Source organism: Arthrobacter sp. B0427-1-12, assembly GCF_059092905.1.
The window spans coordinates 70,255-84,501 of record NZ_JBNHIC010000013.1 but is presented as its reverse complement, the minus strand read 5'-3'; the positions used below and the strand labels follow the sequence as shown (position 1 = coordinate 84,501).

General features: G+C 66.5%; 16 protein-coding genes. 2 read left to right on the top strand and 14 right to left on the bottom strand.

Features of this window, described 5'->3' with window-relative positions; genetic code table 11:
- Positions 1 to 68: 68 nt before the first annotated feature.
- From AC5RWU_RS10385 to clpS, 10 genes are all read right to left on the bottom strand, one after another.
- Positions 69 to 758 carry a hypothetical protein gene (locus tag AC5RWU_RS10385; RefSeq protein WP_494027844.1) on the bottom strand — a complete coding sequence of 230 codons (690 nt, stop codon included), beginning with the start codon at positions 756 to 758 and terminating at the stop codon, positions 69 to 71.
- Positions 755 to 1,672 carry an ABC transporter ATP-binding protein gene (locus AC5RWU_RS10380; RefSeq protein ID WP_494028129.1) on the bottom strand — a complete coding sequence of 306 codons (918 nt, stop codon included), beginning with the start codon at positions 1,670 to 1,672 and terminating at the stop codon, positions 755 to 757. Before AC5RWU_RS10380 ends, AC5RWU_RS10385 begins: the two co-directional genes overlap by 4 nt.
- A 5-nt stretch (positions 1,673 to 1,677) precedes the next feature.
- A complete protein-coding gene (locus tag AC5RWU_RS10375) occupies positions 1,678 to 2,067 on the bottom strand; it encodes a GntR family transcriptional regulator (protein WP_494027845.1) in 390 nt (129 codons plus the stop codon).
- Between the two features lie 216 nt (positions 2,068 to 2,283).
- A complete protein-coding gene (locus tag AC5RWU_RS10370; protein ID WP_494027846.1) occupies positions 2,284 to 2,961 on the bottom strand; it encodes a DedA family protein in 678 nt (225 codons plus the stop codon).
- A gap of 57 nt (positions 2,962 to 3,018) precedes the next feature.
- Entirely contained in the window at positions 3,019 to 3,651 is a 633-nt protein-coding gene (gene rdgB / locus AC5RWU_RS10365) for an RdgB/HAM1 family non-canonical purine NTP pyrophosphatase (RefSeq protein ID WP_494027847.1), read from the bottom strand.
- Positions 3,648 to 4,439: a ribonuclease PH gene (gene rph / locus AC5RWU_RS10360; RefSeq protein ID WP_494028130.1), complete on the bottom strand. Its 792-nt coding sequence runs from the start codon at positions 4,437 to 4,439 to the stop codon at positions 3,648 to 3,650. The genes rdgB and rph overlap by 4 nt, the downstream gene beginning before the upstream one ends.
- A gap of 85 nt (positions 4,440 to 4,524) precedes the next feature.
- Positions 4,525 to 5,322: an MBL fold metallo-hydrolase gene (locus tag AC5RWU_RS10355; protein WP_494027848.1), complete on the bottom strand. Its 798-nt coding sequence runs from the start codon at positions 5,320 to 5,322 to the stop codon at positions 4,525 to 4,527.
- Positions 5,319 to 6,320, bottom strand: a complete 1,002-nt coding sequence (murI, locus tag AC5RWU_RS10350; protein WP_494027849.1) for a glutamate racemase — start codon at positions 6,318 to 6,320, stop codon at positions 5,319 to 5,321. Before murI ends, AC5RWU_RS10355 begins: the two co-directional genes overlap by 4 nt.
- A 40-nt stretch (positions 6,321 to 6,360) precedes the next feature.
- Entirely contained in the window at positions 6,361 to 6,960 is a 600-nt protein-coding gene (locus AC5RWU_RS10345) for a DUF2017 domain-containing protein (RefSeq protein WP_494027850.1), read from the bottom strand.
- Positions 6,961 to 6,989: 29 nt separating this feature from the next.
- A complete protein-coding gene (clpS, locus tag AC5RWU_RS10340) occupies positions 6,990 to 7,307 on the bottom strand; it encodes an ATP-dependent Clp protease adapter ClpS (protein WP_494027851.1) in 318 nt (105 codons plus the stop codon).
- Positions 7,308 to 7,407: 100 nt separating this feature from the next.
- On the opposite strand from clpS, the gene AC5RWU_RS10335 reads away from it, so the two are divergent.
- A complete protein-coding gene (locus tag AC5RWU_RS10335) occupies positions 7,408 to 8,733 on the top strand; it encodes a nicotinate phosphoribosyltransferase (RefSeq protein ID WP_494027852.1) in 1,326 nt (441 codons plus the stop codon).
- Positions 8,733 to 9,353: an isochorismatase family protein gene (locus AC5RWU_RS10330; protein ID WP_494027853.1), complete on the top strand. Its 621-nt coding sequence runs from the start codon at positions 8,733 to 8,735 to the stop codon at positions 9,351 to 9,353. The genes AC5RWU_RS10335 and AC5RWU_RS10330 overlap by 1 nt, the downstream gene beginning before the upstream one ends.
- A 21-nt stretch (positions 9,354 to 9,374) precedes the next feature.
- On the opposite strand, the gene AC5RWU_RS10325 is transcribed toward AC5RWU_RS10330, so the two are convergent.
- The 4 genes from AC5RWU_RS10325 to AC5RWU_RS10310 all read right to left on the bottom strand — a co-directional run bounded on the left by AC5RWU_RS10325 (position 9,375) and on the right by AC5RWU_RS10310 (position 14,231).
- Positions 9,375 to 11,153, bottom strand: coding sequence for a DEAD/DEAH box helicase (locus AC5RWU_RS10325; protein ID WP_494027854.1), 1,779 nt, complete (start codon positions 11,151 to 11,153; stop codon positions 9,375 to 9,377).
- 310 nt (positions 11,154 to 11,463) lie between these two features.
- The gene (locus tag AC5RWU_RS10320) at positions 11,464 to 11,775 is read right to left on the bottom strand and encodes a DUF3039 domain-containing protein (protein ID WP_494027855.1); all 312 of its coding nucleotides are present in this window, start codon (positions 11,773 to 11,775) and stop codon (positions 11,464 to 11,466) included.
- Between the two features lie 99 nt (positions 11,776 to 11,874).
- Positions 11,875 to 13,449, bottom strand: coding sequence for a transporter (locus tag AC5RWU_RS10315; RefSeq protein WP_494027856.1), 1,575 nt, complete (start codon positions 13,447 to 13,449; stop codon positions 11,875 to 11,877).
- Complete coding sequence (locus AC5RWU_RS10310) at positions 13,431 to 14,231, bottom strand: ABC transporter ATP-binding protein (RefSeq protein WP_494027857.1); 801 nt, start codon at positions 14,229 to 14,231, stop codon at positions 13,431 to 13,433. Before AC5RWU_RS10310 ends, AC5RWU_RS10315 begins: the two co-directional genes overlap by 19 nt.
- Between the last annotated feature and the right edge of the window lie 16 nt (positions 14,232 to 14,247).

Genomic DNA, 14,247 nt, shown 5'->3' with positions numbered 1-14,247 from the left:
CGGTTCCCTTCGGAACCGGCCGCCCTCGCTGCATCGCTGCCTGCCGGAGGCCCTGCGGCGCGGAGGCCTTACGGCGTCGCCCTCCGCAGCGTCTGGTAGGACCCTACGGCGAGCGCCGCACAGAGCACGGCCACCAGTCCGCTGACGCTCAGCGGCGTCTGCCGGATGAACCAGGCGCCGATTTCCGGCCACCAGCCCTGCCAGGTTGCCAGCCCGACCGCCGCCACCAGGACCGCGGCGATGGCAATCCAGGCCACCAGCATGCCCGTTGCCTGCCAGCGCTTGTAGATGGTGGCGAACCAGAAGCCGATCATGAAGAGGAAGACCATCATCAGGAAGTAAAACAGGATCTGGACAACCCCCGGCTGCCCGGCGACCCAGCCGAGCGCGTACATCTGTCCGTTCATTCCCCAGCCGCCGGTGGCCTGCTCCACCAGCCCCAGCAGGTAATAGAGCACGCTGATCACCAGGGCCAGGGCGGCGAATACGCCGACAGTGCCGATATAGAACGTCCGGCGGCTGACACTCATGGCCTGGGAGAACGGGAAGGTCAGCGCCAGGGACTGGATGCCCAGCGCCAGGAAGTACCACATGACCGCCTGGACGCTTCCGGCGAAGCGCGGCCCGTCCCCAGCCGGCAGTATTGCCCACAGCGCGATTGTGATGAGGAACGCGGATGCCATGATGATCGCCGGGATCCCCAGGACGGTCCATTTGTTGATCAGTTGCATCCGGGCAACGTTGAGAGCGCGGTTCACCGGGACACCTCCAGTTCATTGTCGGCCGCAGCAGGCAAGTCGGCACCGGCGGCAGTGGTCCTGCGGACAACCAGCTGCTGCAGGGAGACGGGAGCAAGTTCCAGCCCCAGGGCCGCCGCCCGGTCCCGTTCCTCACCGGAGAACCTGGCCTGGACCGTGACCGAGGCCAGCGAGGCGAATGATTCCCGGTGCAGGACCTGCCGGCCAGCCACGAAGCCCTCCACCTGGGCAGCCGGGCCTACCACGGTCACTGCCGACCCGCGGATGGCTTCCGCGTCGTCGTCCATGATGATCCTCCCCCGATCGATCAGGATCACATGCTCCAGCAGGTTGGCCACCTCGTCGATCAGGTGCGAGGACAAGATGACAGTTCGCGGATGCTCCGCGTAGTCTGCCACCAGCCGGTCATAGAAAATCTGCCGGGCGACGGCGTCGAGCCCGAGGTAAGGCTCGTCGAAGAAGGTAATCTCAGCGCGCGAAGCCAGCCCGATGATCACGCCCACCGCGGACAGCTGTCCGCGGGAAAGCTTTTTGATACGCCGTTTCACCGGCAGCTGGAATTCCTGGGTCAGGCGGTCGGCAAAATCCTGGTCCCAGCGCTCGAAGAACAGCGCCGCCGCCTGGAAAGCCTGGCGCGGGGTGAAATCGTCCGGATACTTCTGGGATTCGCGGATGAAGCAGATCCGGCTCAGCACTTGGTCATTCTCGTAGGGGCGCTGGCCGAACACCAGAGCCTCTCCGGTTGTCTGGAAGCCCTGGCCCGTGAGCACGGACATCAGGGTGGTCTTGCCGGCACCGTTGCGCCCGAGCAGCCCGTAGATCCTGTTGCCGGCCAGGCTCAGGTTGACATTGTCCAGGGCGTTGGTGTCTTTGTAGCGCTTGGTGACACCGCGCATTTCAATCACATTGCCTATGGCATTCACGGTCCCACGCTTCCCTCTGCCAGTTCCGCGGCGGTCTCGCTGCGGCGTACCATCTCCGCCAGCTGGTCCGGGCCGATGCCCAGCTTGCTGGCTTCCCGTTTCAGCGGCTGCACATATTGCCGGAAAAAATCGTCCCTGCGCCGGGCCAGCAAGCGGTCCCGGGCGCCGGCTGTCACGAACATGCCTATCCCCCGTCTTTTGTAAAGTATCCCGTCGTCAACCAAGCGGTTGACTCCCTTGGCCGCGGTGGCCGGATTGATCCGATAAAAGGCCGCGAACTCATTGGTGGACGGCACCTGGGCCTCTTCCGCCAGGGCGCCCTCGACGATGTCGTTCTCGATCAACTCGGCGATCTGCAGGAAGATCGGCTTGCTGTCATCGATCATCGGGGCCTCGATTCTGTTCCCGGGCAGGAGCAGCGCGTCGGATGTTCCTTGCCTAGGTGGTTCATTACTTATGTAACTAACGATAGCAGCGGGGCCCCTGAAGTCAAACGAAGGCTGCATCGCCTCCGCCTGCCGGGAAGACGCAGCCGGCACACGAAAAACCTCCCCGGCAGCATGCTGCCCCCGGGGAGGTTTTGGAGTACGGATTGGCCGGGTTTAGCCCGATTTCCGCGCGCGGACGACCTTGAGGACACGTGAGAGTACGAAGTAGGCGACAGCGACCACGACGGCAACAATCACCAGTTTCTGGAACGTATCCGCGTACCGCTCCACGAGATGCCAGCTTTCGCCCAGCAGGTACCCGGCGAAGACAAAGATGGAATTCCAGATCAGGCTGCCGGCCGTCGTCAGACTCAGGAACTTGCCCAAAGGCATCCGTTCGATGCCCGCGGGAATGGAAATAAGGCTCCGGAACAGCGGAATCATGCGCCCAAAAAAGACCGCCTTGTAGCCGTGCCGGGCGAACCAGGCCTCGACCTTGTCCACGTCTTCGAGGTCCACCAGCGGGACCTTCGCCACGATCGCCCGCATCCGGTTCCGGCCCAGCCACGCGCCGAGGCCGTACAGCGCCCACGCACCCACGACCGACCCGAGCGTGGTCCACAGCAGGGCCTCGATGATGGAGAACTCGCCCCGGCTGGCGGTGAAGCCGGCCAGCGGCAGAATGACCTCACTGGGCAGCGGCGGAAAGAGGTTCTCCAGCGCGATCGCCAGTCCGGCGCCCGGAGCGCCGATGGTTTCCATCACGTCCACCGCCCACTGGGCGATCCCGGAGAGTGCGGAAGTGTCGCCGGTGGTCTGGGCAGCAATGAGTGCGTGGGAAAGTGAGTTCATAACGTTTCAAGTCTGCCCTATGGCCGCCGGTTTCGAAGAACCGACACTTAATCGATCCTAGGCGTCCAGTGCGTCGATGATATGCGGCAGCAGCGCCCGGAAAGCGTGGCCGCGGTGGCTGATGGCGTTCTTTTCCTCCGGTGCCAATTCCGCGCAGCTGCGGTCCAGGCCCTCGGGCTGCAGGATCGGATCGTAGCCGAAACCGCCCGCGCCCCGCGGCTCCTGCAGCAGGATGCCGCGCAGTTCCCCGCGTTCAACCGCTTCCGCTCCGCCCGGTACCGCGAGCGCGGCCGCACAGATAAAGCCCGCTCCGCGGTGCGCTTCGCCGATGTCCGCCAGCTGGGCCAGCAGGAGGCTCAGGTTGGCCGCATCATCCCCGTGGCGTCCGGCCCAGCGCGCGGAAAAAATCCCCGGAGCTCCGCCCAGCACGTCGACGGCCAGCCCCGAATCGTCGGCGATGGCCACCAGTCCCGTTGCCTCGGCCACGGCCCTTGCCTTCAGCAGGGCGTTCTCTTCGAAAGTCACACCGGTTTCCGGCACCTCCGGCGCGCCGGCGGCAGCGGCATCAACGACCTGCGTGTCCACATCGAGCCCGCCGATCCGGCCCCGCAGCAGGTCCCGCAGTTCCCGCAGCTTTCCCGCATTGTGTGTAGCCAGCACCAGCCGCGGCGCTCCAGGCTGCCCCATCATGCCTCGTCGAGCGTTTCGCCGAGCGTCTCGCGCTGGATATCCGCCAGCTGAGCCGTCCCGATCAGGGCCAGGTCGAGCAGCGCGTCCAGTTCCGCGCGGTCGAAGGGAGCGCCCTCGGCGGTGCCCTGCACTTCGACGAACTTGCCCGAACCGGTTACGACGACGTTCATGTCCGTCTCGGCCCGGACATCCTCCACGTACGGCAGGTCCAGCATCGGAACGCCGTCAATGATGCCCACGCTCACGGCAGCGACGGTATCGATCAGCGGCTGGGCATTCCGGGCCACGAGTTTGTTCTCCTTGGCCCAGCGCAGGGCATCCGCCAGCGCCACATAGGCGCCGGTAATCGCCGCCGTGCGCGTGCCGCCGTCGGCCTGGAGCACGTCGCAGTCCAGCACGATCGTGTTCTCGCCCAGGGCCTTGGTGTCGATGATCGAGCGCAGGGAGCGGCCGATCAGCCGCGAGATTTCGTGCGTGCGGCCTCCGATCCTGCCCTTGACCGACTCCCGGTCCGAGCGGGTATTGGTGGCGCGCGGCAGCATGGCGTATTCGGCGGTGACCCAGCCGCGGCCTTCGCCCTTGAGCCAGCGGGGAACGCCCTCGGTCACCGAGGCGGTGCACAGTACCCGGGTGTTGCCGAATTCGATCAGCGCGGAGCCTTCCGCTTGCTTCGACCAGCCCCTGGTGATGCTGATCGGCCTCAGCTGGTTGGGGGAACGGCCGTCCGCCCTGATGGTCGTGGAGCTGTCGGTGCCGGCTGAAACAGTATCCGTTGAGTCAGTATCCATTGCGGCACGGCCCATGGCGGCCGAGGGGGGTAGGGCAGAAGTCATGCCTCCAGTCTAGCCACGGACCGGACGCAGCCCGGCGGTGCTACACGGCGTAGGTGACCCCGGCGACGGCGACGGCAATCTCCCCGGTGTAGGTTTCCTTGGCTTCGGCGACTGTCAGGTTGACGTCGTTCCAGACCGGCAGGTGGGTCAGCAGCAGCCGCGAGACGCCCGCTTCCGTGGCCATCCTGCCGGCCCGCTTGCCGGTGAGGTGGACGCCGTCGATCGCGTCATCGCGGCCTTCATGGAAAGCAGCCTCGCACAGGAACACATCGGCACCGCGGGCCGCTTCCACCAGGCCGCTGCAGGTGTCCGTGTCCCCCGAGTAGGTCAGGGTGGAGACCGCCGCCTCGCCGCGCGGGCCGACATCGCGGGCCTCCACCCGGATGGCATAGGCCTCCTCGACGGGATGGCGCACCGCGTAGGGAGTGATGGTGAAGGGCCCCAGTTCGACGCCGGTGCGCTCCTGCCAGGCGTGGAACGCGAAGTCCTCGTGCATGCCGGGGGCCGGGTCCAGCCCGTACGCCGTTGCCATGCGGTCGGCGGTGTCCGCCGGCCCCCAGACGGGGATACGGTCCCGTCCCCAGCCGTTGGGGTCCCAGTGCACCGCCACGTGCAGCCCGCACAGGTCCATGCAGTGGTCGGGGTGCAGGTGGCTGATGAAAATGCCGTCGATGTCGCGCAGGTCCAGGTAGCGCTGGGCAACGCCGAGCGCGCCGCTGCCCAGATCCAGCAGGATCCGCCATGTGCGGTCGCCGTCGGAGGCAGTCACCAGGTAGCACGACGCCGGTGAAAGCGGGCCCGGGAAGGAGCCGCTGCAGCCTATGATCGTCAGCTTCATCGGCTATCTTCCTGCAAAGCGAAATTGGAAACACGGCCGGCTCCGGCCGCGGCCGCCGGAGTTGTGCCCGCCCCTGCCGCGGAGACCATCTCCGGAGTGATCCTTGCCATGCTGCCTGTCGGGTAGTACGCGGCCACGTGTTCGGCCTGCTCCACGCTCATGACTTCCGGGCCCAGGAAGCGCCGGGCCAGGATCCCGAACCGCGCGGGGTCCCCGGTGGATATGAAGTGGTGCACCGGAGCGGCGGCTCCCGTCCGGACCAGGCCGTGCGACACCAGCGCGTGGTAGACGTCCTTCGCCGTCTCCTCGGCGCTGGAGACCAGCGTCACCTCGTCGCCCATGACATAGGAGATCACCCCGGTCAGCAGCGGATAGTGGGTGCAGCCCAGGACCAGGGTGTCCACGTCCGCCGCCTTGAGCGGGGCCAGGTAGCGCTGCGCCGTGGACAGGACATCCGGTCCGGCCGTGACGCCGGCCTCGACGAATTCCACGAACGCCGGGCACGCCACGGAGGTGATGTCCAGGTGCGGAGCCGCGGCAAAGGTGTCGTTGTAGGCACGGGAGCCGATCGTCGCCGACGTGCCGATCACGCCGACCCTTCCGCTCCGCGTCGAGGCAACAGCACGCCGCACGGCGGGCTGGATGACCTCTATCACCGGGATCCCGTAGCGGGCCGTGTACCGTTCCCGGGCATCCCGCAGCACCGCCGCCGAGGCGGAATTGCAGGCGATGACCAGCAGCTTCACACCGGAGTCCACCAGCTCATCCATGACGCCCAGCGCATTCGCGCGGACCTCGGCGATCGGGAGCGGACCGTACGGTCCCTTGGCGGTGTCCCCGACGTAGAGGATGGATTCGTTGGGCAGCTGGTCGATGACGGCCCGGGCAACGGTGAGGCCGCCGACGCCGGAATCGAAGATGCCGATCGGAGCCGAATTATCTGCCGGACCAGCTGCCGGTTGATCTGCCTCGGAAGTGCCATAGGGTGCGGAGCTCATAGTTTATTGAGGATATGACTTCCTGTGAGTGAAGGTGAATTCAACCGGCCGTTCCGTCCGTCACATCCGCCGGTCCATTTCCGTTCTCCAGCGAAACCAGCAGCGCCTGCATCAGGGCCTCCTGCAGCCAGGTGACGAAGTTGTACACCAGCGCCAGGTAGGTCTCCACGTCCTCGGCCTTGGACCAGTCGTCGATTCGGTGCAGGGCCTCGGCATCCTCCTCCGTCTCGATCTTCAGCCGGTCCGCCAGCACCAGGCGCACGTCATTGAGCGCCCGTGCGAAACTCCTGGCCTGCTCCGGCGTCAGCACCATCGGGGTGCTCTCCAGCAGCATGGCGCTGCCCCGGAGGGCACCGATCTTGCTCTCCCGCAGCGAGCGTTCGGTGAGGCGGCGGAATTCGAGCGCCTCGCCGTCGTCGTTCTTCACCGCATCCGGCAGCAGGCGCAGCACGGCGGAGTCCTCGGGAGTGCGCGCCTGGGTATCGAGACCTACCAGCGCCGCGAGGGGATCCTCGGATTCCCGGCCCTCCGGTTCCAGCATCGTGATGACATCCTCGAACAGCTTGCGGATCAGCTCCCGCTCCCCGGGCTCCAGGTAGCCGGTGATGCCCTTTCGGGAATACTTGAACGCCTTGGCCATGGATCTCCTTGCCTCTAGTCTGATGCCGGCTAAGCGGCGTCGGCCTTCTGGAACGTTGCCCACAGACCGAAGGAGTGCATGGCCACGGTGTCCCGTTCGGCCTTTTCCTTGCTTCCCGAAGCGACCACGGACTTGCCCTGCACATGGACTTCCATCATCAGCTTATGGGCCTTGGCCTCGGAATAGCCGAAGTAGCTCTGGAAGACGTAGCTGACGTAGCTCATGAGGTTCACTGGGTCGTTCCAGACGATGACCACCCAGGGGATGTCGCTGGCCGTCAGCTCTTCCTGATGGGTCTGCCCTGCGGTTTCAGTCATGGAGCGTGGAGGAGCAATGCCGACAGTCATGACCCCCATTGTAGATTGGACCGCGGGCGCGTCCGGGACCGGGACCGGCGGCCGGCAGGGCGGGTACTGCAAATGCGGCCACGCGGCTACAGTTTCAACTGTGAGTAGCGCAACCGGCTGGCAGCCCAATACATCCCTGTACACCGACCACTACGAGCTCACGATGCTGCAGGCGGCGCTCCATTCCGGAGCCGCCCACCGCCGCTCCGTGTTCGAGGCATTCGCGCGGCGGCTGCCGGACGGGCGGCGGTACGGGGTCGTGGGCGGTACGGGCCGTCTGCTGGAAGGCCTGGAGCATTTCAGGTTCGGCGAGGACCAGCTGGACTTCCTGGCGCGCACCGACGTCGTCAACACCTCGACCATCGACTACCTGGCCGACTTCCGCTTCAGGGGGGATATCTACGGTTATGCGGAGGGGGACGCCTACTTCCCCTACTCCCCCATCCTCATCGTCGAAGCGAGTTTCGCCGAGGCCTGCATCCTGGAGACCTATATCCTCTCCGTGCTGAACTATGACAGCGCCATCGCCTCGGCCGCCTCCCGCATGACCGGCGCGGCGGGCGGGCGGCCGTGCATCGAAATGGGCTCCCGGCGTACCCAGGAGGAGTCCGCCGTCGCCGCGGCCCGGGCGGCCATCATCAGCGGCTTCCACAGCACCTCCAACCTGGAGGCCGGCCGGCGCTACGGCGTCCGGACGGTGGGCACCGCCGCGCACTCGTTCACCATGCTGCATGACACCGAGCGGGATGCCTTCCGGGCGCAGCTTGAGTCGATGGGGCACAGCACCACGCTGCTGGTGGACACGTACGACGTCGAAACTGCGGTCCGCACCGCCGTCGAGCTGGCAGGTCCGGACCTGGGCGCCGTCCGGCTCGACTCCGGCGACCTGATCGACCAGGCCCAGTGGGTACGCCAGCTGCTGGACGAGCTGGGCAACCACAACACCAGGATCACCGTGACCTCGGACCTGGACGAGCATGCCATCGCCGCGCTGGCCTCCGCGCCCGTGGATGCCTACGGCGTCGGCACGTCGCTGGTCACCGGTTCCGGCGCACCGACAGCCAGCATGGTCTACAAGCTGGTGAGCCGCACGGACGACGATGGCGACTTCGTTTCCGTGGCCAAGGCGGCCAAGAACAAGATCTCCCACGGCGGCCGCAAGTATGCGCTCCGCCGGCTCAACGAGCGCGGCCGGGCGACCGCGGAGGTCATCGGGGTAGGCCGCCGGCCCGCCGACGACGGCAACGACCGGCCCCTGCTGCAGCAGTTCGTCGCTGACGGCGAAGTGCTGGACGGCTGGACCGGTGCCAAAGCCGTCGAACGCGCCGTCGAACGGCACCGGCTGTCCATGGAAGAACTGCCCGGTTCCATCCGCCGCCTCCAGCGCGGCGAAGCTGCCATCCCCACAGAATTCGAGGAGCTGTGATGACACGCGCACTGATCATCGTCGACGTGCAGAACGATTTCTGCGAAGGAGGTTCACTGGCCGTCAAAGGCGGGACGGATGTGGCCCGCGGCATCAGTGAATACATCGAGGACCAGCAGGGGCGCTTCGACTTCATTGTGGCGACCCAGGACTGGCACGTCGATCCCGGATCCCACTTCTCCGAGGACCCGGACTTCGTGGACAGCTGGCCGGTCCACTGCGTTGCCGGCACGTCCGGTGCGCAGCTCCGTCCGGAGCTGGACACGGAGTACATCGACGCGTACTTCCGCAAGGGTAAGTACGAGGCCGCCTACTCGGGCTTCGAGGGGCTGCTGGCTCCGGAGGACGAAGTGCCCACCGGTGAGCACAAGGCGGTCGGTTCGGAAACCGGAGCAGACAACATCAGCCTGGACGACTGGCTGCAGGAGAACGAAGTCGACGAAGTCCGGATCGTCGGTCTGGCCACGGACCACTGCGTCCGCGCCACGGCCTTGGACGCCGTCCAGGCCGGCTACACCACGTCCGTCGTGACCGACCTGGTGGCCGGGGTCGGCGTGGACAGCTCCGAGGCGGCCCTGGAGGAGATGGAGGCGGCCGGCGTCGAACTCGTCGAACTCTGACCTGCCGGGCCCGCCGCAAGACTATTTCCGGCCGATGAACCAGTCCTGCAGCTTGCGCAGCCGCTTGGTCAGCTGTTCCTCATTGGCCTGCGCCACCGCGGGCCCGCCGCAGATCCGGCGCAGTTCGCTGTGCACTACTCCGTGCGGAGTGCCGGTACGCGCGGCCCAGGCCGAGACGTTCTTGGCCAGCTGGTTGCGCAGTTCAGTCAGCTGCCGGTGGTCCATCACCTGCGGCTGGAGAGCCGGATCTGCCGCCGGAGCCTGCTTCCGGCGCGACTGCTGTTCGTGCTGGCGCTGGCGCAGCAGCATGCTGACCTGGTCCGCGTCGAGCAGGCCCGGGATGCCCAGGAAGTCCAGCTCGTCCTCGCTGCCGATCTCGCCGCCGGTGCCGAATTCGCCGCCGTCGAACAGCACGCGGTCGAACGCGGCCTGGGATTCCAGTGCCTCGAACTTTTGCTTGGTCAGCGAATCGGAGGCCTTCTCTTCCCGGTTGGCCTGCTCCATGAGGTCTTCTTCCGGAATGAAGCCCTCGTCGTGCTTTTCCGGCCGGTCCAGCGCGTGGTCGCGTTCAAGCTCCATCTGGTTGGCCAGCCCCATCAGGTTCGGCACGGAGGGCAGGAAGACCGACGCCGTTTCGCCGCGCTTACGGGCACGCACGAAACGGCCCACGGCCTGGGCGAAGAACAGCGGGGTCGCGGTCGACGTCGCATAGACGCCGACCGCCAGCCGGGGCACGTCCACGCCTTCGGACACCATGCGCACGGCCACCATCCAGCGCTTGTCCCCCGCGGAGAATTCCTCGATCTTGTGCGAAGCCTTCGCGTCGTCGGACAGAATCACTGTCGCCGATTCACCGGTGATCTTCTTCAGCTGTCCCGCATAGGCCCGGGCGTCGTCGTGGTCGGTGGCAATAACCAGCCCGCCGGCGTCGGGAACTGCCCGCCGGACCTCCGTCAGCCGCTTGTCCGCGGCGGACAGGACGGCCGGGATCCACTCGCCGCTGGGATTCAGCGCGGTCCGCCAGGCTTGGGCGGTGACGTCCTTGGTCACGGCGGCCTCGCCCAGCGACGCCGCCATCTCCTCCCCCGCGCTCGTGCGCCACCGCATCTGTCCCGAGTAGGCCATGAAAATGACGGGCCGGACCACGTGGTCCCGCAGCGCGGCACCGTAGCCGTAGGAATAGTCGGCCCGCGAACGGCGGATGCCGTCCTTGTCCTCCACGTACTCCACGAAAGGGATCGCGGCAGTGTCGGAACGGAACGGGGTACCGGTCAGCGCCAGGCGCCGGACAGCTGGATCGAACGCCTCACGGATGCCGTCGCCCCAGGAGAGCGCGTCGCCTCCGTGGTGGATTTCGTCCAGGATCACCAGAGTGCGGGCTGCCTCGGTCTTGGCCCGGTGCAGCATCGGCTTGCTGGCCACCTGCGCGTACGTCACGGCGACGCCGATGAAGCCGCGGCCGTGCTGGCCGTCGGAGTTCTTGAAGTTCGGATCAAGGGCAAGACCCACGCGGGCGGCCGCATCGGCCCACTGCCGCTTCAGGTGGTCGGTGGGCGCCACCACGACGATCCGGTTGACCGTGCCGCGGTCCACCAGCTCGGTGGCGATGCGCAGCGCGAAGGTCGTTTTGCCGGCACCCGGCGTCGCGACGGCGAGGAAATCCCGGGGCGCCATGGCGAAGTACTTTTCCATCGCCTCCTGCTGCCACTGGCGCAGCTTCGGGGCGGTGCCCCAGGCGGCACGTTCCGGATACGCCGGCGGCAGTGACGGTCCCGTTCCAAACAAGGTGTCGCTGCTCACAGGTTTACGGAACCTTCCTTCTCAGTGCTTTCCACATGCTTACGACGGCGGTGCCCACCACGGCGACCGGGCCGGCACCGGCGCTGGCGACGGCCTCTCCGCGACTGCGGCTGAGGGCAGCAGCCGGCGGGCGGCGCCAACCAGCCACGATAGCAAGTGCCCACGGCCGTTGTCCGCAGCCGTCGAGGTGATTTGCGTTTCTCCCGCAGGGCAGGGATTGGCCCGGACGGCAGGCTAAAGCGCCGCGGCGGACTGTACGTCCGCCGCGGGTCATGCACGCGGTGTGGCCGGCGCGCTCTATTCCTGCGGACTACTTATCCGGGTTCGAGCCGTCGTTGCTGGGACGCAGGCCTTCGTAGATTTCCTTGCAGGCAGGGCAAACCGGGAATTTCTGCGGATCCCTGCCGGGAACCCATACCTTGCCGCACAGTGCGATGACCGGTTCTCCGGTCAGCGCCGATTCCATGATCTTTTCCTTGCGGACATAGTGCGCAAAGCGTTCACGGTCGCCGGGTTCCAGCTCTTCGCGCAGTTCCTCGCGCTCAATCGTGGCGGTAGAGCCGCCCGGATCGGACGGGCCCCGCCGCGGATCTGTCTCGAATGGATCTGCTGGCATACTCATGGGTCCATCTTACCCGTGCACACTGCAGGCCCCGGCCGCGCCGGCCCTCAGGAGGAGCCGGCCGCGGTCCGGGCAGCGGCACAGCGGCTGCCCTCGGGACTACTTATTGCGGAACACCGACTCCAGCAGTTCGGGGGTGCGGGAATCGTACCAGCGGCCGCCGACGCGCAGTCCCACCGCCAGCAGCACCGAACCCAGCAGCAGCCCGGCCGCAAGCGAGAGCCAACCGTAAACCGGTTCCGACGTCGTCACGGCCAGGATGGTCAGGACCAGTTCAGGCCCCGACAGCACCAGCAGTGTGAGCAGGCCCAGCCCCTGCACCAGCATCATCGAGAAGGCGCTGCCTGGAGGGGTCTTCAACGGACTCTCGCCAGGCAGCGGGACATTGTAGATGTACCGCGCGGAAGCCACGCTGGACAGTCCGGTCCCGGTGAGCAGCAAACCCAAGGCGAGGCCCAGCATCGCCGGAAGGAGTTCCCAGCTGCCGGCTGCCCATAGCGGTACCACCGTGAACAGCACCGTCACCGGAACGGCGAATACGCTCAGCGCCACGGCCCGTCCGCAGCGGTCGGCAAATCCGGAGACGCCGGTGGAGACATGGAGCCAGAACGCGGTGTTGTCATAGGAAATATCAGCGGAGACGGACCAAGCGATCAGGAAAGCGGTGATCGGGCCGGTGAACTGCAGCAGTGCATAGTCGCCGTTCTGGGAGCCAACAAACCACAGCAGGACCGGAATCAGCGGCACCATGATCAGCGATGCGCTGTACCTAGGGTCCCGTATCCAATAGGTGAGGGACCGGGCGGCCACAGCACCGGCGGGCGTCGCGGGAAAGCGGCGGAAGAAGCCGAGGTTGCCAGCGGCCTTCTTGGACACCGCATTGTAGGGCGGCGTGACCAGTGCACGGCCCAGGCTGGCTTTCCAGAGCCAGGCCAGGACCAGCAGCGACACCACACCGATGAGCACCCGCAGCAGGGCGGTCAGCCACAGCCCTTCGGCAACATCGGCCGGAACCGACCAGAGGCTTCCCAGCGGCGTCCAGGCCAGCACTGCTGCCAGCCCGGGAAGAAAGTCGGCCGAATCCTCGATGCCGGCTGTGATACCTCCGATGATCGGCCCAAGCAGTACCAGTGGGATTATGAGCACGATTCCGCTCACGTCCTTGAAGCGGCGCGAGTTGAACAGGCTGGTCGCAGCAGCGGCCATCATGCGCGAGGCAACAACGCACAGCAGGACGATCAGCACTGAACACACCACTGCCGCCGCAGCCGCGGCGGGCTCACGCCACCAGGTTCCAATCTGGCCCAGCGCCGCCAGCAGGGTCACCGTCCCCGGCACGCCGATCAGCCCACCGAGTGCAAGGCCGGCCATCAACTGCGGCATCGGGACCGCAAACGTGACGAACCGGGCCGGGTCCAGGGTCATGTCCACCCCCGTCATCACCAGCGGGATCACCAGCCAGCCGAGGACTACCGCCGAACCCGCGAGGACCGTGACGGTGCGGATCAGGTCCGGCTCGGCGACCGCTCCCAGCGCAACCAGGCCGATGAGCAACAGCACCAGCAGGGACAGCCCGTACAGACCGCCCAGCACCACCCCCACCAACTGCCAGGGGCTGCGGCGCAGCGAATTCCGCAGCAGCGTCAGTTTGAGCCTCAGAAGGTGCGCAACCATGAGAGTCCCTCCGTCTGGTTACGGCCCCCAACCAACTGGACGAACCGGTCTTCGAGCGTGGCACCGGCCCTCACCTCCTCCACCGAACCGGCGGCCAGCACGGACCCGTTGGCGATGACGGCCACGTGGTCGCACATCCGCTGGACCAGGTCCATGACGTGGCTCGAGACGATCACCGTACCGCCGGAATCCACGTAGCTGTGCAGGATGTCCCGGATATTGGCGGCCGAAACCGGATCAACCGATTCAAAAGGCTCATCCAGGACCAGGAGCCGAGGTGCATGGATCAGTGCCGAGGCCAAGGCGATCTTCTTGGTCATACCTGCCGAGTAGTCGACCACCAGGGTTCCGGCGTCCTTCGCCAGGTCCAGTGCGCCGAGCAGGTCGGCGACCCGCTCGGCGACGGTGGCGCGGTCCATGCCCCGCAGCAGGCCGGCATAGGTGACAAGCTGTTCGCCGGTCAGCCGGTCGAACAGCCGCACTCCGTCGGGCAGGATGCCCATCAGGCGCTTGGCCTCCAGCGGCCGCTCCCAGACGTCGACACCATGCACCCAGACCTGCCCGAAATCCGGACGCAGCAGCCCTGTAGCCATGGAGAGAGTCGTCGTCTTGCCGGCTCCGTTGGGCCCGACGAGGCCATAGAACGAACCGAGTGGAATGTCCAGGTCCACGCCATTGACGGCAATCTTGTCACCGAACCGCTTGGCGAGGCCGCGGATGACGAGCGCCGGCGGAACCGGCTGGCTTTCAGGGGAGGGTTGCGCAAGGACATCATCGCTCATGCGAAAACGCTATCAA